This is a genomic window from Ekhidna sp. (genome assembly GCF_965227465.1).
GTDB lineage: Bacteria > Bacteroidota > Bacteroidia > Cytophagales > Cyclobacteriaceae > Ekhidna.
In genome coordinates, this window is sequence record NZ_OZ245746.1 from 1,721,983 (window position 1) to 1,738,265 (window position 16,283).

17 protein-coding genes are annotated in these 16,283 nt (G+C 39.6%); 12 read left to right on the plus strand and 5 right to left on the minus strand.

The genetic code is table 11. The features are described from left to right. Positions 1 to 123 precede the first annotated feature (123 nt). Entirely contained in the window at positions 124 to 1,302 is a 1,179-nt protein-coding gene (locus ACO05G_RS07635; RefSeq protein ID WP_421765420.1) for an acyltransferase family protein, read from the minus strand. Between the two features lie 170 nt (positions 1,303 to 1,472). Here ACO05G_RS07635 and ACO05G_RS07640 point away from each other — a divergent pair, with 170 nt between their 5' ends. Next, complete coding sequence (locus ACO05G_RS07640) at positions 1,473 to 2,411, plus strand: LysR substrate-binding domain-containing protein (protein ID WP_421765421.1); 939 nt, start codon at positions 1,473 to 1,475, stop codon at positions 2,409 to 2,411. Here ACO05G_RS07640 and ACO05G_RS07645 read toward each other — a convergent pair whose 3' ends face one another. Then, the gene (locus tag ACO05G_RS07645) at positions 2,412 to 2,918 is read right to left on the minus strand and encodes a 3'-5' exonuclease (RefSeq protein ID WP_421765422.1); all 507 of its coding nucleotides are present in this window, start codon (positions 2,916 to 2,918) and stop codon (positions 2,412 to 2,414) included. 89 nt (positions 2,919 to 3,007) lie between these two features. On the opposite strand from ACO05G_RS07645, the gene ACO05G_RS07650 reads away from it, so the two are divergent. The 3 genes from ACO05G_RS07650 to ACO05G_RS07660 all read left to right on the plus strand — a co-directional run bounded on the left by ACO05G_RS07650 (position 3,008) and on the right by ACO05G_RS07660 (position 5,851). Then, positions 3,008 to 3,364 carry a hypothetical protein gene (locus tag ACO05G_RS07650; RefSeq protein ID WP_421765423.1) on the plus strand — a complete coding sequence of 119 codons (357 nt, stop codon included), beginning with the start codon at positions 3,008 to 3,010 and terminating at the stop codon, positions 3,362 to 3,364. A 41-nt stretch (positions 3,365 to 3,405) separates the two neighbouring features. Next, positions 3,406 to 3,897, plus strand: a complete 492-nt coding sequence (locus ACO05G_RS07655) for a DUF427 domain-containing protein (protein WP_421765424.1) — start codon at positions 3,406 to 3,408, stop codon at positions 3,895 to 3,897. A 220-nt stretch (positions 3,898 to 4,117) separates the two neighbouring features. Continuing rightward, a complete protein-coding gene (locus ACO05G_RS07660) occupies positions 4,118 to 5,851 on the plus strand; it encodes an ATP-binding protein (RefSeq protein ID WP_421765425.1) in 1,734 nt (577 codons plus the stop codon). Positions 5,852 to 5,853: 2 nt separating this feature from the next. Here the strand turns inward: ACO05G_RS07660 and ACO05G_RS07665 are convergent, their stop codons facing one another. Continuing rightward, the gene (locus ACO05G_RS07665) at positions 5,854 to 6,642 is read right to left on the minus strand and encodes a hypothetical protein (RefSeq protein WP_421765426.1); all 789 of its coding nucleotides are present in this window, start codon (positions 6,640 to 6,642) and stop codon (positions 5,854 to 5,856) included. Positions 6,643 to 6,655: 13 nt separating this feature from the next. Continuing rightward, on the minus strand, positions 6,656 to 7,261 hold the full coding sequence (locus tag ACO05G_RS07670; protein ID WP_421765427.1) for a hypothetical protein: 606 nt from the start codon (positions 7,259 to 7,261) through the stop codon (positions 6,656 to 6,658). Positions 7,262 to 7,346: 85 nt separating this feature from the next. Between ACO05G_RS07670 and ACO05G_RS07675 the strand changes: the two genes are divergently transcribed. The 4 genes from ACO05G_RS07675 (at position 7,347) to arsM (ending at position 11,540) form a co-directional block, all read left to right on the plus strand. Then, positions 7,347 to 7,661: a thioredoxin family protein gene (locus tag ACO05G_RS07675; protein WP_421765428.1), complete on the plus strand. Its 315-nt coding sequence runs from the start codon at positions 7,347 to 7,349 to the stop codon at positions 7,659 to 7,661. Next, entirely contained in the window at positions 7,658 to 7,900 is a 243-nt protein-coding gene (locus ACO05G_RS07680) for a DUF6952 family protein (RefSeq protein ID WP_348282330.1), read from the plus strand. The genes ACO05G_RS07675 and ACO05G_RS07680 overlap by 4 nt, the downstream gene beginning before the upstream one ends. A 69-nt stretch (positions 7,901 to 7,969) precedes the next feature. After that, on the plus strand, positions 7,970 to 10,372 hold the full coding sequence (locus ACO05G_RS07685) for an alpha-amylase family glycosyl hydrolase (protein ID WP_421765429.1): 2,403 nt from the start codon (positions 7,970 to 7,972) through the stop codon (positions 10,370 to 10,372). 196 nt (positions 10,373 to 10,568) lie between these two features. Then, positions 10,569 to 11,540 carry an arsenosugar biosynthesis arsenite methyltransferase ArsM gene (gene arsM / locus ACO05G_RS07690; protein WP_421765430.1) on the plus strand — a complete coding sequence of 324 codons (972 nt, stop codon included), beginning with the start codon at positions 10,569 to 10,571 and terminating at the stop codon, positions 11,538 to 11,540. Here the strand turns inward: arsM and ACO05G_RS07695 are convergent. Next, positions 11,537 to 12,055, minus strand: coding sequence for a hypothetical protein (locus tag ACO05G_RS07695; protein ID WP_421765431.1), 519 nt, complete (start codon positions 12,053 to 12,055; stop codon positions 11,537 to 11,539). The genes arsM and ACO05G_RS07695 overlap by 4 nt on opposite strands. 92 nt (positions 12,056 to 12,147) lie before the next feature. Between ACO05G_RS07695 and mnmA the strand changes: the two genes are divergently transcribed. The 4 genes from mnmA to rpe are packed head-to-tail and all read left to right on the plus strand — an operon-like array spanning position 12,148 to position 16,280. Then, a complete protein-coding gene (mnmA, locus tag ACO05G_RS07700; RefSeq protein ID WP_421765432.1) occupies positions 12,148 to 13,263 on the plus strand; it encodes a tRNA 2-thiouridine(34) synthase MnmA in 1,116 nt (371 codons plus the stop codon). Then, positions 13,260 to 13,988, plus strand: coding sequence for a hypothetical protein (locus ACO05G_RS07705; RefSeq protein WP_421765433.1), 729 nt, complete (start codon positions 13,260 to 13,262; stop codon positions 13,986 to 13,988). Before mnmA ends, ACO05G_RS07705 begins: the two co-directional genes overlap by 4 nt. Further along, complete coding sequence (locus tag ACO05G_RS07710; RefSeq protein ID WP_421765434.1) at positions 13,978 to 15,627, plus strand: S8 family serine peptidase; 1,650 nt, start codon at positions 13,978 to 13,980, stop codon at positions 15,625 to 15,627. Before ACO05G_RS07705 ends, ACO05G_RS07710 begins: the two co-directional genes overlap by 11 nt. Further along, positions 15,627 to 16,280 (plus strand): ribulose-phosphate 3-epimerase, encoded by a 654-nt coding sequence (rpe, locus tag ACO05G_RS07715; protein ID WP_421765435.1) that lies wholly within the window; start codon positions 15,627 to 15,629, stop codon positions 16,278 to 16,280. The genes ACO05G_RS07710 and rpe overlap by 1 nt, the downstream gene beginning before the upstream one ends. Positions 16,281 to 16,283 lie beyond the last annotated feature (3 nt).

A 16,283-nucleotide genomic window follows, 5' to 3' on the forward strand; every position in this document is an offset into this window, starting at 1 on the left:
TCGACGATAGGAGAAATCTTTGTATTTATAAAAAAATCCTTTGTGAGTAGGTCGTCCTACATTGAACATAGATATCTCATTTCATTCGATATGACAGGTTTTAGTTTTTTTGAATTAAATAATCTAGGCAGCTTTAAACTCTGCTCGTTCTTCCAATTTACGAAAGTCTTTTTGCTTTACGTTTCTCGGTAATTCTTTTACACCAAAAAGGAATCTCATTATCCGGAATGGACGAATCAGATATTCGTAACCAGCAACTGATAAAATAAAACTAGCTGTGCTTACGAAAAGGTATTTCGCAAGAATGCCTTCATCTACCAATGTAACGATGTAATAGCCTATGATGATAATAATGGTCTGATGAAGAATATAAAATGGATAGATCGCACGATTGGCATATGCCAGAAGCGGATGTGGCTTATTCAGATACCTTTTACCCAGTGACAACATGGATAATAACCATAGCCATCCCGATACTGCAAGAAGGATCAGATAGCCAGTTTCACTGATTCCTTCCAATTCGATTCTATTCCAGCGAAAGTAATTCAGAATGATGGTACTCAGAAAAGCCAACCCAACCAGGTTTCGAGTATCTGTTTCAATGCGTTTCCACATTGCTGGAATAATCCCTGCAAAATACCCGGCTAAGAAAAAGCTACCCCAATAGGTCATCCAACCCCAATCTCCAACCAATGCATTGGTGCGGTTGGTATATACAGTGAAAGTCACATAAATAAGGACCGTTGGTACTATTAGTAATACATATGAAATCCAAGAATGCTTTTCTATGAGCTTATTAAGGTAGCTTTTTACCTTATCCTTCCTAAACCACAAAAACAGAGGAAGTAAAACAGCAGCATAGATAAACAAATACAGCACAAACCACATGTGATGCCAGGATAGATTGCCCTCCGGGTAAGGCTTCATTTCGAAGATGGTGGGCCAGAATGAAATGTAACTCATCGTTGCACCATTAAATAATCGCTCGAAGTAGACCTGAGGTGGAACAATAAAAAGCATGGCGAACAACAGCGGTACCAATAGTCGATTATGCCGTTCTTTGAGGTATCGCCATGGGGATCGTTTTCTTAAAGCCAGGTAGGTCCCATATCCTGATATAAAGAATAGAAGGGGCATTCTAAAACGACTCAGCCAAAAATTAAATTCTAACCATAAATAACTCAACTCATCATTTTTAATGTGCCAATCCCACTCCGCTGTGAATATCATCGCTGTGTGGAAGTACAATACCAGGATGATCGCAATCACCCTGAGCCAGTCTATGTCGTGTCTTCGTTCCATAATTGTCGTGTTTTATGAGTCCGAAGGTGCTTGCTTTAACTAATGAGTCGAAATATTATTGACGATCCGCAGGAAAGTGTTGATGACTGACAAGAATGGTCTCAACACATAATCAGAAAAATCTATTATATCATAATTTTATGATGACTTATAAAGTATAAATTGTACTTATGAATTTACAGCAGCTAGAGTATGCGCTGATGCTTGAAAAACTGGGGTCTTTCACGAAGGCCGCTCAATCTCTGAATATGACTCAGCCTGCCTTGAGTCTTCAAATCAAAAATCTGGAAAATGAAATAGGAATAGCCCTTTTTGATCGGTCAAAAGGAAAAATCGAACCTACAGATCTGGGGTTAAAGTTTCTACTAAAAGCTGGAGAAATTGTAATGGCTGGTAAGCAATTAAAGGAGTATGCGTATTCACTTGGAGAGGTTCATCAGGGAGTTCTCAGGTTGGGCATTATTCCAACGCTCTCACCATTTCTTGTACCACTATTTGCTGAATCCTTTTTGAATAAATATCCCAATCTTCACATTGAGATAAATGAAATGCTTACAGAGCAAATCCTCCAACAAATACGACTTGGTGAGCTGGATGGTGGAATCATTTCCACACCGGTCCATCGTCAGGGCATAATGACCATTCCTTTGTTTTATGAATCATTTTACTTCTACCGACATGATAAGACCTACAAATCAAATGAGACATTAAAAGTTTCCAATATTGATTTATCAGACCTGTGGTTACTTGAGGAAGGCAATTGCTTTCGGGATCAGATTAATGACATTTGTTCCCTTAAAGAGATGAAGTCTGCCAGGTTAAATTATCGATGTAGTTCCATTGATTCATTGATTAGGATGGTGGATTCACAGGGTGGCTCAACCATTCTTCCAGAGCTCACAACACTGAGTTTAGATGCCAATCAGGAACAGCATCTTGCGCCAATCGAAGACAAAGTGAGAGAGGTAGGGTTTATTACCAGAAAGCTCACGGGTAAGGAGCACTTAATTAAAATTCTGACTGAAAGTATCAAGCAAAACATTCCTTCTCCCATGCGCAATAGAGGAAACAAAGAAGTAGTAGATCCGGCAATACCAACCAATTGGTGATCAGAAAAGTGAACCAGTCTTAGGTAATGCCTGTCTTTTCAAATGCTTAAGGTATAGCTGCGCACAGGCATGTGCGTCACTAAGTGCGTCATGATGATTCAATGGTATTTTATATTTCTTGCTTAAATACGCCAAGCCTCGACGGTAAATGATCCTGGTACATCTGACCTCAAATTCTGGTTGGGCAATGTCATAGTAGGCCAGACTATTTCTGAGACAATTGACATCAAAACTAGCATTGTGAGCCACCACGACTTGATCTTCGATTAGGTGTCTAAAATCAAACCAAACTTCTTCGAATAGCGGAGCATCAACTGTATCTTCAGGTTTTATGCCATGCACTTCAATATTCTTGTAGAAATATTCATTTTTAGGCGGTTGAATAAGTCTGTTGATCTTTTCAACGATTGCACCATTTTCCACCCGGACAATGCCAACCTGGCAAACACTTGAAGGACTCCAGGTCGCAGTTTCAAAATCTAAAGCTGAGAATGATTCTAATTCCATAAGCGAAGGCTAAGTTAATATTCGCTATACATAGAATTGTGATTTATTCAAAACCATCGAGTAGTTATCGTGTTGATTTAATAATAAATATGAAGATTATTCAAGACGAAAACATACAACTTCACTTAAATAGGATATTAGACAATAGCACGGCTATAAGAAAGCTTACTGATCAGATGGAGTTCCGTGATTTCGAACAAAATAAGCAAATAAAAGAAACGGCATATGCACAACTTCAGGAAGTGGGCCAGGCCGCATACGAAATTGAATCACAAAAAAATGAGCCGATTTCTACCAATTTTGATATTGGAGTTCTTTCTTCTTTGAGAAATGTTAGATATAATATGGAGGCAGAAATGGATCATTACAGTATTTGGGGTTTAATAAAAAATGATTTGATCCGAATAGGTGAGAAACTTGAGCAATCCGAAATCTACACCCGATAATTTGTAGACTCTTTCAAATTTAGAAATTAAAGCTATTGAAAATGATCAGAAAAGTAAAACCAGATCCTGGGCAAGAGTCAGTGTGGGATTATCCCAGACCGCCAGCTATTGAGCAATACTCAAAGCATATTCGAATTGTATTCAATGAAACCATTATTTTGGATACAAATCATTCATTCAGGATTCTTGAAACAAGTCATCCACCATCATATTACCTACCCAAATCATCATTCAAAAAAGGTGTTCTAATTAAAACAGCAAAGACGTCTTTTTGTGAGTTCAAGGGTCGGGCACATTACTATAACATAGTGTTGGATAATCAAATAGTAAAAGATGCTGCTTGGGGATACGACAGCCCAAATCATCGTTACGGTGCTATTAAAAATCATATTTGTGTCTACGCAAAGTTGATGGAAGCTTGTTTTATCAACCATGAGCGAGTGACACCACAGCCGGGAGGGTTTTATGGAGGATGGATTACTAAAAATGTAGTTGGTCCCTTCAAGGGCGTACCCAACAGCTGGGGTTGGTGAAAATAGCCCTATTAAAGAAATAAGGTAAATAAACAGTATGTATAAATAGGCTTCTAGCTTCGAAGATCACATCTAAAATCATATTTATTCATCCAGTTAATGAACTAGTTCGTAGTTTATTAGATTTATAATCGACAATTAGAAAGTCAACACCGCTAATTTTGCACCATATATAAGTCGTTTGATAAGAATTAGACAAATTTTCTATATCATTTGTTTCATGCTAGTTGGAACCCTATTTGCCAATGGAGACAGCTGGAGTCAAATTCTTAAAGAAAAAAAAGGAACCGTTAAGTTCTACTGGTATCCAAGCAATACCGTAATTGAGAACTCATTAGACATCATTGATGGAATTGAACGCGACTTGGCCATTGCCTTCGTTGATTATCTGAATAGAAAATACGAGGTTTCGATCGAACTTCAGTGGCTTGAAACCGAAGGATTCCAGGATGTTCTGCAGATAGTGAAAGAGTCAAGGGGAGGTATTTTTGGAGCCTCATCCATTTCCGTTACTCCTGAAAGAAGTCGATATCTAAACTTCACAGCGCCTTACATGGCAGATATTGCCGTTCTCGTTTCCAATAACTATTTACCAGTCGCCCTTACGGAAGATGAGTTAAAACGCATTTTAACAGGTAACACAGCTATTTCTATTGAGAATACCACATTGGACCAATCTTTAGAGCTTATACAAGAAAAATTAAACATAGATTTCGATATCGAATACGTGTCCAATAGTGGCCAGATCATTGATCGAATATCACAAAAAACCAGAAGCTTCGGGTATGTTGATATAGCAAATTTTCTGGATGCAATTGATCAAAACATAGACGTTAGAAGACAATTCTTTTATCCGGTAAAACTTGAAGGACTCGCTATGGTTTATCCCAAAAACAGTGATTGGGAAATCCCGGTGGATGAGTACTTTAATAGTCAACAATTTGAATTTGATAAGTTTAGAATCATCACTAAATATTTAGGGTCAGATGCTTATGAAATTATTGGTAGGATATCGAAATCAGCAGAAATAGGTCCGCTTGAGGAGATTGTCATTTCCAATAGAGAAAAAGAGGCCCAATATGAGCGGTTGCTTGAAGCAGCCAGAAGAGATCAGGATTCAGAACGCTTAACCATCATGCTCATTTCTATTATCGTTGTGGTACTTGTCATTCTTTCATTGCTCTATGCGTTGTATTTCTTTAAGTCAAAGAATAACGATAGGTTATTAGAGCAGCAGCGGCTCGTAGAAGATGCGAATATTCGATTAAGAGCTCTGAATGAGGACAAAAATAACCTGATTAAAGTGTTAGCGCATGACTTGCGTTCACCACTATCAAATATTTTGAACGGAGCTCAGATTATAGAGTCAGGAGAAAAGTTGAGTGATCAGGGAAAAACCATTTTAGGATTCATTCTTCAGTCATCCGAGAAAATGAGTTCGCTCATTGATAAAATACTTGACGCAGATTCCATTGAAGCTGGCCAGCACAATATCAACTTAGAGCGTTTTAAAATAAATGATGTAATCAGGCAGGTTGTTAAGGACAATGAAGAAAAGGCGAAACAAAAATCTATCACATTAAAGTTCAATTCAAAAAGAAGCAAAGCTGTACTCGCTGACAATATTTATACTGCTCAGGTGATTGATAATCTTGTTTCAAATGCCATTAAGTATAGTGAAGTAGGAACAGAAGTTGAGATTCGTGTTAAAGAAGCAGATGGAATGGTACAGATATCCGTTCAGGATGAAGGGCCTGGACTCACAAAGGGGGATGAGAAAAAACTGTTCAAAAAGTATCAGCAATTAAGCGCAAAGCCAACGAAAGGTGAAGCATCCATCGGGTTGGGGTTATCCATAGTAAAAAATTTCACTGAAAGAATGGGAGGGAAGGTATCCTATGATACTGAATTAGGTAAAGGAACTACCTTTCATATTCATTTAAGAAAAGCCTGATCTTATTTTATTTCAATTTCATCACATGTCCCAACAAATGGTACGCCAGTGCTGTAAAAGGCATAAGTGATCAAACCCACATACACCTCACTCTCAAAAGTTGGGGCTTGCCCCGGAAGTTCTCCACTTCCATTATAAAGAACCCAATCATCCTGAGAATCTTCACCAGTCAAATTGGGCGTTTGCCAGTAAACGGTAATGGTGTTTTCCATATTACCTACAATTCGAATATCAGCTCTTCCCTCCGGAACAATATTTGCCCCAGCATCATTGACTGAAGAGTTTCCATCCAGTGTATTCTTGCCTTCAATGGTGAATCCTGTTGGTCCTCTATGGCCAACAACTACATGGGAAGAGTTGGGTGAGTTCAAGTCTAGTGCATGTACCTGAACCCCTGCAAAATTGTATGAGTCATTTTGGTGTTGAGGAGCGGTCTGAGAATCAGTAAGCGTTCCAATGCCAATATTTCTTGCGATAAATTCAAAAGGAAACGAAACTAATTTGGCATCAAGACGTCCTTGTTGATCATTAAAATGAAGCGTGACATTGTCCGTGTTATCAGTTAACTCGGCTCGATATCTACCATTCGCCCTACCAACAGTTGGCAAAGCCTCAGCATTGTTTGTTACATAATCAATTAAGTCACCGGACCCGTCGAACGAATCAACAAAATTCCCTTCAAAAGGTGTCTCATCATCAGATTCATCCAGGGGTAATGGATCCGCATTATCACTACCACACGCGGTTAAGAAAACAATCGAGAGAAATATCGGGAATGGAATAAGTTTCATAGCAATTAAATTATCAGTCCTCCTCAATTAGCTCTAGGATATCCATAATCTGACCATAGTCTTTAAATCCGGGACGGTCCTCTTCTGTGGCTTCAAGCTCTATGCCTGGATAGTTACCCAGGTTGGTATCTTTTACAATGCCGTATCCTTTCAGCAAACGCAGATTGCCATTGTAATAGCCAAGCTCCGCGTCAATTTGACTGAATAACGATTCATTAGAAGACTTTATGATTACAATCTTGGCTAGTTCATCAAGGTAACTCAGGTTTGATTTCAACTTGGATAAGTCCTCTTCCGAGTTAATCGCTAAACGAATGATCAAGGGTTTTCCCAGCAGACCAACTTGCTCAACAATACTTAAATCATCAATCTCTATGTAGTTAACCTGATATTGCTTTATGGCACTTTTTATGTCACCTAAGCTTGCACCATGAAACTCACCTGCAAATTTCACCCCTGCTACCCAATTCGTAATCTCTGCAAAGTCACTCTCGCTAACGAAAGTGTCAGATGAAGAGTCAATATTAAAGCCTAAAACATCGACCATCATCCCGGCGCAATACCTCGCGTCTGACAGGTTATTAATGTTACTGATTTTTACAAAAGTTTTAAGTGCCATCAATTAAAAATTTATCTGACAAAGAAAGTCAAGAGAACGAAACATTTTGAATTAATTTGCTGTTTTGCTCAAAAAACATTCAAAAATGGCCGTAGAATTAAAGACTGACGAAGACTTCAAAACGACAATAACTGAAAACGAAAAAGTAGTTGTAAAGTATTACGCTGATTGGTGCGGAAGCTGCCGACTGTTCGCACCAAAGTTCAGAAGACTTTCTAATGACGAACGATTTAGTAATGTCACTTTTCTAGACGTAAATGCAGAAAAAAGCCCAGAAGCCAGAAAGTTGGCAGGGGTAACAAACCTACCATTTTTCGCAACCTTTAAAAGCGGAGAATTAGTTAATGGTGTCGCAACCAGTAAAGAAGATGCCGTAGTAGAAATGATAAATGAGTTATGAAAATACCAGTTATAAAACAACTTGTTGAAAAGTATTCAAAAGAAGAATTAGAAGCTGCTGAAGCCGCGATCGCTGAAGAGCAAAAGCCTGCGATTGATATTCCCGGGGATGATGAAGGAGAACAGCTGACTCACGCGTATGCTGCCATTCAAGTGATTCAATCCATGGAAGACAATAGCGTTGACTTCAAAACTGCATTAAGAGAGTATACCGGGCGAGTTCGAAATTCGATTTCCTGATCGGAATCGTTTGCGTTGAAAATCTATCGATTGGAGTATATCAAAAGCTCACTTAATTAACTTTGAAAGATGCGTATACCCCTTTTAGTCGTATCTCTTTTATTTACGGTCTCAGTGTTTGCCCAAGGCATTCCCATCACTTTTGAAGTGAATATGTCGTATCAAATCCAACAAGGAAAGTTTGATCCGGAAAACGAATTTGTTGATATAGCGGGGACATTTAATAGCTGGGGATCCACCTTAAACAAACTTACGGATGCTGACGGAGATAGTATCTGGTCCACAACACTTAATGTATTCACTAGTGGCCAAAATATTGAATTTAAATTCAGATATAATGGAGAGTGGGATGATAGAGAGGAATTCCCGGGAGCTGGTAATAACAGAACCCATACGGTAAGTTCAGGAGAGGAGACACTTGCTTTCTGGTACAACGACGAAGAACCTCCAACCGGACCTGCAGTAGCTAAGATCAAATCGTCTTCGAATTTCACTTATACATTAGGTTCGATTGTCTTTACAGATAACTCCAGTGGTCTGATTGAAAATATTGAGTGGGTTTTTGAAGGAGGAGATCCTGCAACTTCATCTGATGCTAGTGTTTCAGTAACCTATGAAAATCCTGGCACATATGATGTCACACTTAGAGTCTCTAATAGCTTTTCTCAGGATGAACAGATACTAAAAGACTATATCACTGTAGAAGAGCGGACAACAGAAGATCTTGCATGGTGGAATGAATCGACCTTTTATGAAATATTCGTCAGAAGCTTTTATGACAGTGACGGTGATGGGATAGGAGATTTTAACGGTATTACTGAAAAACTTGATTACCTGAATGATGGCGATCCAAACACGACTTCCGATCTCGGGATTGAAGGAATTTGGCTGATGCCTATCCATGATTCCCCAAGCTATCACGGCTATGATGTAAATGATTATCGATCCATTAACCCTGATTATGGTACAATGGATGACTTTAAAAACTTCCTGCAAGAAGCACACAATAGAGGAATCAAAGTCATTATCGACCTGGTACTAAATCACAGCTCTACTGAGATTAGCTGGTTCAAGGAAGCTCAATCATCCACAAACTCGAGTAAGAGAAACTGGTATCGTTGGAGCGACACTAAACCTTCATATTCCGGGCCATGGGGACAATCCGTATGGCATGGCAATAGTCCCTATTACTATGGTCTTTTTTGGGGAGGAATGCCGGACCTCAATTATGAAGAACCGGAATTAAAAAGTGAGATGTTTGATGTTACCAGGTTCTGGCTGGAAGACATAGGGATAGATGGATTCAGGCTGGATGCTGTAAAATACATTTATGAGGATGGGAGTGAACTTGAGGATTTACCGTCAACTCATGATTTTTGGAGAGAATGGGTAGCCGTCACAAAAGCCTCAAACCCCGAAGCATTATCAGTAGGAGAGGCATGGACCAGCACTGAAAAAGTGGTACCGTATGTAGTAAATGAGGGACTGGATTTTTGTTTCGAGTTTGACCTTGGTTCGGCAATGCTTAGCAGTGTCAAAACCGGTGATGCAATTCACATACGAAATCAAATCAATAAGGTGATCAACAGCTATCCTTACTATCAGTTTGGAACATTTGCCACTAATCATGATCAAAACAGGATCATGGATGAACTCAACTCGGACGAGGAAAAAGTAAAGCTTATAGCAGCTACTTACTTAACCTTACCAGGTATTCCCTTTATCTACTATGGGGAAGAAGTGGGAATGATGGGCCAAAAACCAGATGAAAATATCAGAAGACCAATGGCATGGAGTAACTCATCACACGCTGGCTTTTCTGCAAGCACTCCATGGAATTCGGCATCAAGCAACTATTCCACTCATAACGTTGAAGTTGGCAGGGTAGATGATAATTCACTTTTTAATTGGTATCGTCGTTTGATCCAACTAAGAAGTGAAGAGATAGCGTTACAAAAAGGAGACTATCAGGAATTTAGTACTCAAAATGAATCAGTTTTTGGTTTCCAAAGAATACATGAAGGTGAACAGCTTTTGATCCTGATTAACTATGGAGAAACAGAAGCAATAGAAACCGTCCTTACATCAGATCTGGTAGGTCTGGACGAAGGACTGGCATGGGTTGATTACATGGATGCGACTACTCGAATAGATGTTTCAGGTATTTCCAGCTTTGAAGTGAGACTTGCTCCTAACCAAGTGCGCATATTCCGGCCCGGAAATCTTACATTAGGAATCGATTCTATTGATGAGATAGGGGTGTTCCCCAATCCATCCTCAGATTACCTTCAGCTTAGAAACGTGGACATCCCTTTTGATTATCAATTGGTAGATCTAAATGGAAGAAAGATAAAAAGCGGCACGCAACAAAGTATTCCAATCATTGATGTATCAGGACTAATAAATGGGTTTTACATGCTTCACCTTGACGGTAAGAAAGGGAGTACGGCCTTTAAGATAAAAATTGAATGAATTGACGAGCGCGCGACATTCAATAAAATTTAGTTTTCAAAATCCCTTAATGTTGGTTTTTACGTAAGGTTAACAACGTAATTTAACCAACCAATAAACTTTCAGTCAGTTAGCTCTGTTTGGCACGCTCCTGATGGATTATTACTTGGTTGATTCATCGAAAAATAGCATAGATTCACAACTTCAATTATTTCAAATGGAAACTTACTTAGATACAACAAAAGACATTTACAAAAGAGCAGCAGAAACACCGGATGTCGGGCTATGTTGTACGACCACTCCCATATGGGCCTTCCCTGGATTGGATATCCCTAAAATCATGCAGCAGATGAATTATGGTTGTGGGAGCACGGTTCATCCTAGAGATTTAATCAATGATCCTAAAATCCTTTATGTAGGAGTTGGAGGTGGAATGGAACTGCTTCAGTTTTCTTATTTCAGCAGGCAAAAAGAGGGAGTTGTAGGTGTAGATGTCGTGGATGAGATGCTGGAGGCCTGTGAAAAGAACTTTAAAGAAGCAGAAGCTTCAAACGATTGGTTTCATTCCGATTTCGTAAGTCTGAGAAAAGGGGATGCCCTAAACTTGCCGGTAGAGGATGAAACTATCGATGTAGCAGCACAGAATTGCTTATTCAATATTTTTCATGAAGAGGATTTAAAGAAAGCGTTACAGGAAATGTACCGGGTGCTGAAACCTCATGGACGATTAGTGCTTTCTGATCCGATAAGTGAGGACCTGATGCCTGAGAATCTAAAAAATGATCCGGAACTAAGAGGGTTGTGTTTAAGCGGTGCATTACCATTAAAAGATTATATCAAGATGATTACTGATGTAGGCTTTGGGACAGTTGAGATTAGGGCAAAGAGGCCTTACAGAATACTTGACACAAAGCACTACGACACCAATCAACCCATTCACATTGAAAGTGTGGAGGTTTGCGCCATCAAAGATCCTATGCCCAGTGATGGACCCTGTGTTTTTACAGGTAAAACAGCGATCTACACAGGAGATAAAGAGTACTTCGATGATCATGCTGGACACGTATTGATGTATAATCAGCCCTTATCCGTGTGTGATAAAACTGCAGGTAATCTAGCGGCTACTAACAGCAACGATATCTATGTGAGTGAAAGTACCTTCTTCTATGATGGAGGAGGATGTTGCTAGATGCGATAAAAAAATCGAATTGAAAGACTGGGGAAAACATTGTCATAAACGAAATTAAAATTGGTTGGAACAGTTCCATCTTTACTGATGATGTTTTCTCCTACTTCTACTGCAATCCCACCTTCCAGGTTCAACCCAACTTGACTGGTAAAAAAATAATTCCTACCTGCACGAAATGTCAAATAGGAGTGATTAAAAATGCGCCTTTCGGTCTCTTCTCGGTAGTGAGTAAATACGGTCCTGAAAACACTTTTTCTGGCTTCCGCATTTTTAGCCTGCTTGCCATAGAAAAACCCTAAATCCAGGTTGATTGTCCGTATATCGTTATTAGGAACAAAACCATAAGCAAAACCAAAGCTTACCGTTTCATTAAGGATCTTGAGACCCACATTTGGTACGTCCGGAAAACCTATCCCCGCAGAAATCTCAAAATCTTGCCCTACAGTTTCAACTGAGTAGCAGATTGCGCTACCCAGCATCAGATGGACAAATATTCTATGAATCCTTGTCATCATGATATTAAAGTTAGTGGATTTAGTCCTTTTAATTCTACCTTTGCGCCTGAATGTATAAACCGTGGCTGTGAACCCGGCAGAAGTACGAAACAATGAGTAAAAAAGGACGAATTTTAGTTGCCATGAGTGGCGGCATTGATAGCTCACTTGCTGCGGTGATGCTACACGAAGAAGGATATGAGGTAATAGGAATGACCATGAAAACATGGGACTATCAGACCTCAGGAGGAAGTAGCAAAGAGACAGGTTGTTGTAGTCTTGATTCAATCAATGATGCACGAAACATAGCCGTAAGCCTCGGATTCCCACATTACATTATAGATATTCGAAATGAGTTTGGAGATGCTGTCATCGACTATTTCACCGATGAATATATGGCCGGAAGGACGCCAAATCCTTGTGTGATGTGTAATACACATATCAAATGGGACGCTTTACTGCGCAGAGCAGATAAATTAGATTGCGAATACATCGCTACTGGTCATTATGCCAATATTCGTAAAGAAAATGATCGACACGTAGTATCGAGAGGTGTGGATGGATATAAAGATCAATCATACGCATTGTGGGGTATCTCCCAGGAAAGTTTAAGCAGAACGAAGTATCCGTTAGGGCATCTGAAAAAATCAGAGATCTATGACATGGCAAGAGATCGTCAATTCTACGAGCTGGTCACCAAATCAGAATCTTACGAGATCTGTTTTGTTCCGGATAACGACTACCGCGGCTTTCTTAAAAGGAGAGTAGAGGGAATCGAAGAGCAGGTAGCCGGAGGTGAATTTGTTCTTGAATCTGGTGAAGTGATCGGCAAACATGAGGGATATCCATTTTACACGGTTGGCCAGCGTAAGGGACTTGGTATTGCTTTAGGTTACCCTGTATATGTAACTGAAATTCAGAAAGATACAAACCGAGTAGTACTAGGAACTTTCGATGAGTTAAGCAGAGATGGGATGTACGTCAAGCAACTCAATATGCAAAAATATGCCAGCATTGAAGGGGAGCGAAAAGACACCATCACAAAAGTACGATACAATGATAAGGGTAACCCTGCCGTTATTGAGCAGGTCGGAGACACCATGAAAGTGTATTTTGGCAATGGGGTTAGCGCCATTGCTCCTGGCCAAGCTGCCGTTTTTTACGAAGGGGATGATGTAATTGGTGGTGGATGGATAACTTCAAGTTTTCACCAGAATAGACAAAATTGAAAATAGCACATTTCGTTAGCGCATTTATCTTAATAAAAAAGTGGATAGCATGGGTTCTGATACCTGCTATCTTCATTCTCAGTTCATGTAATGAAACGAAAGAGGTTGATCCTGCCACCCTGGGGTATGATTACTATCCCTTAAATCTGGGTGAATATCGAATCTATGATGTAGAAGAAATCAATTACCTGATTACAGGATTTGATACAACAATTTATCAGCTCAGAGAAATCATATTCGATTCTATTCCCTCAAATGACCAGATTACCTATTTGTTAAGGAGGGATATTCGCGCCTCTGAATTAGATGACTGGGAAAGTGATTCTGTCTGGACGGTAACCAGCACAGCGAACTATCTGGCCATCACTGAAAACAACATTCCGTTTATGAAATTGACCTTTCCTGTAATTCAAGGTAGAGCATGGGATGGCAATAGTTTAAATAGTAGAAACGAATTAACGTATTACTATCAACCCATCGAAAATGCTATCATAGATTCAATTGCAACAGAGGATCACACACAAGTTATCATAGAAGACATTGGAGAAAATATTACCGGGATAGATTTGAGAAGTGAAATCTATGCGAGAGGAGTCGGATTGGTTGAAAAAGATTATTTGACACAAAAGAAATGTACTTCAAGTGATTGCGGAGCTGATTTGGGAGAAGTTATTGCTGGACGTTCATTAAAACAGACCTTAATTGAAATAGGAAATGAAAATTAAGCTACTCATTATCTTCATTATCGGCTTAACTCAAACGAAGACTTATAGTCAGGAAGCAGTCAACAGGTATTTTGTTTACTTCTCCGATAAAGCAGGTGACACCTACCCGTTTTCGATTGCCACTCCTTCCGATTTTCTTACGCAAAGAGCTATCGATAGAAGAGAAAAGCAAAATATTCAAATAGATGAATCCGATCTACCTGTTGATCCCTCATATATGCAGGGACTGAAGGATGTTGGCGTTGAAGTCTATTTTTCATCCAGATGGATGAACGGTGCGTTGATACAGGCTGACACAACATTACTCGATGATTTACAGATGCTTACGTACGTGGATAGTGTGGCATGGATTGCTGAGTCTACGAGATTAAGTTCTGATCAAACCATTCCAGAAGAGCCTACAACTTTTGAAGAACCAGGGTCTGTAAATGGTGATTCTGACATTCAATTAATCATGTTGGGGGCAGATCATATGCACGCAGATGATATTAAAGGTCAGGGGATGATTATCGCTGTTCTGGACAATGGATTTACCGGGGTTGATAGACACAGCCCTTTTCAACACATTTGGGAGAACGATAAAATAATCGCCACTAAGGATTTTGTATCAAACTCGGGCAATGTTTTTCAATTTGGAGATCATGGAACTTCGGTCTTTTCATTGATCGCTTCAAATTATGAATCTGAGAATGGAAATCTGATTGGAACAGCTCCGGAGGCTCATTTTATTCTTTGCGTAACTGAGGAAGGGGGAAGTGAAGATCGAGTAGAAGAATACAACTTTCTTCTGGGAGCAGAGTTTGCCGATAGCCTTGGGGCTGATGTGATTAATGGATCGCTTGGTTACCGTTTGTTTGATATTGGTGAACACAATTACAATTTTGAAGACATGGATGGTGAAACCACCATTGTATCAAAAGCGGCTACACTGGCAGCCACTAAAGGCATGATTGTAGCTCTAAGCGCCGGTAACGAAGGAAACAAGACCTGGGGACGAATTACACCACCAGCAGACGCTAAAGGAGTGTTAACTGTCGGAAGTGTGGATGCTGATTTTTCCTACTCATCATTTAGTTCAAAAGGAAATACAGCCGACGGTAGAATCAAGCCGGATGTTGCTGCCTTTGGTGGTGCCTCTGCAGTGGTTAGGGGTTCAGGAAACATTCAAAGAGGGAGCGGGACAAGTTTTGCATCTCCATTAATTGCAGGATTTGCAGCTGGTATTTGGCAGGCTAATCCGGATTGGACAAGTGCTGAAGTTATTGCAGCAATCAAAAATTCCGGCCATCTAAACAGTCAGCCAGATTCACTTCGAGGTTGGGGTGTGCCTAATTATGCATATGCCGTTTCCGGAGAAACTGCCTTGAATGTTACTGATATTTTAGAAGAAAAAGTGACCATCTATCCTAATCCGTTCAATGGAGATACCTTATACCTCACAACAGAAGGTAAGTTTGAAAAAGGAATGATAATACGTGTACTTGATCCAAAAGGAAGTCTTATCTACAACAAAGAATTCAAGCGAAAACAGATTAAGGAGAATATGGAATTGAATTTAGATAGTAGCCAACAAGGAGTTTATTTCTTATTCTTGCAAATAGGAAATAATCAAAAGGTCGTCAAACTCATCAATTTCTAATGTCTCAAAAACTAATCGCTCCCTCATTTCTTGCAGCTGACTTTGCGAATGTCCAGCAAGAGGTAGAAATGTTAAACAACTCAGAAGCAGATTACATCCACATTGATATCATGGATGGTGTTTTCGTTCCAAATATCTCATTCGGTTTTCCGGTGTGTCAGGCTATTTATAAGCATGCAAAAAAACCCATGGATTATCACCTAATGATAGAACATGCAGATCCGTATTTGGAAGATTGTATGAAAGCAGGAGCAGAGATTATCACTGTGCATCAGGAAGCCTGTAGACATCTACACAGAACGGTGACAGAAATCAGAAGACTTGGGGCTAAAGCTGGAGTTGTAATTAATCCTCATACCCCAGTCAGCTCATTGGAAGAGATTTTGCCCTATGTAGATTTAGTGCTTTTAATGTCGGTCAATCCCGGATTCGGTGGCCAAAAATTCATTGAGACTACATTTGATAAAGTAAAAAAACTCAAAAAGATGGTTGATCAGGTAAATCCAGAAATCATTATTGAAATTGATGGAGGAGTAAACGATCAAAATGCCGCTAAACTTTTTGAAGCTGGTGCAGATATGCTTGTGGCCGGAAGTTTCGTTTTTAAATCAGATGATCCTGCCCAAACCATCTCAAACCTTAAAAAAACCTGATCC

Bases quoted from the DNA above. Each gene is read 5' to 3' on its own strand.
- ACO05G_RS07640 (WP_421765421.1), top strand. From the start codon at position 1,473: ATGAATTTACAGCAGCTAGAGTATGCGCTGATGCTTGAAAAACTGGGG.
- rpe (WP_421765435.1), top strand. From the start codon at position 15,627: ATGTCTCAAAAACTAATCGCTCCCTCATTTCTTGCAGCTGACTTTGCG.
- ACO05G_RS07635 (WP_421765420.1), bottom strand. From the start codon at position 1,302: ATGGAACGAAGACACGACATAGACTGGCTCAGGGTGATTGCGATCATC.
- ACO05G_RS07665 (WP_421765426.1), bottom strand. From the start codon at position 6,642: ATGAAACTTATTCCATTCCCGATATTTCTCTCGATTGTTTTCTTAACC.
- ACO05G_RS07670 (WP_421765427.1), bottom strand. From the start codon at position 7,261: ATGGCACTTAAAACTTTTGTAAAAATCAGTAACATTAATAACCTGTCA.
- ACO05G_RS07675 (WP_421765428.1), top strand. From the start codon at position 7,347: ATGGCCGTAGAATTAAAGACTGACGAAGACTTCAAAACGACAATAACT.
- mnmA (WP_421765432.1), top strand. From the start codon at position 12,148: ATGAGTAAAAAAGGACGAATTTTAGTTGCCATGAGTGGCGGCATTGAT.
- arsM (WP_421765430.1), top strand. From the start codon at position 10,569: ATGGAAACTTACTTAGATACAACAAAAGACATTTACAAAAGAGCAGCA.
- ACO05G_RS07650 (WP_421765423.1), top strand. From the start codon at position 3,008: ATGAAGATTATTCAAGACGAAAACATACAACTTCACTTAAATAGGATA.
- ACO05G_RS07685 (WP_421765429.1), top strand. From the start codon at position 7,970: ATGCGTATACCCCTTTTAGTCGTATCTCTTTTATTTACGGTCTCAGTG.
- ACO05G_RS07655 (WP_421765424.1), top strand. From the start codon at position 3,406: ATGATCAGAAAAGTAAAACCAGATCCTGGGCAAGAGTCAGTGTGGGAT.
- ACO05G_RS07660 (WP_421765425.1), top strand. From the start codon at position 4,118: ATGCTAGTTGGAACCCTATTTGCCAATGGAGACAGCTGGAGTCAAATT.
- ACO05G_RS07680 (WP_348282330.1), top strand. From the start codon at position 7,658: ATGAAAATACCAGTTATAAAACAACTTGTTGAAAAGTATTCAAAAGAA.
- ACO05G_RS07710 (WP_421765434.1), top strand. From the start codon at position 13,978: ATGAAAATTAAGCTACTCATTATCTTCATTATCGGCTTAACTCAAACG.
- ACO05G_RS07645 (WP_421765422.1), bottom strand. From the start codon at position 2,918: ATGGAATTAGAATCATTCTCAGCTTTAGATTTTGAAACTGCGACCTGG.
- ACO05G_RS07695 (WP_421765431.1), bottom strand. From the start codon at position 12,055: ATGATGACAAGGATTCATAGAATATTTGTCCATCTGATGCTGGGTAGC.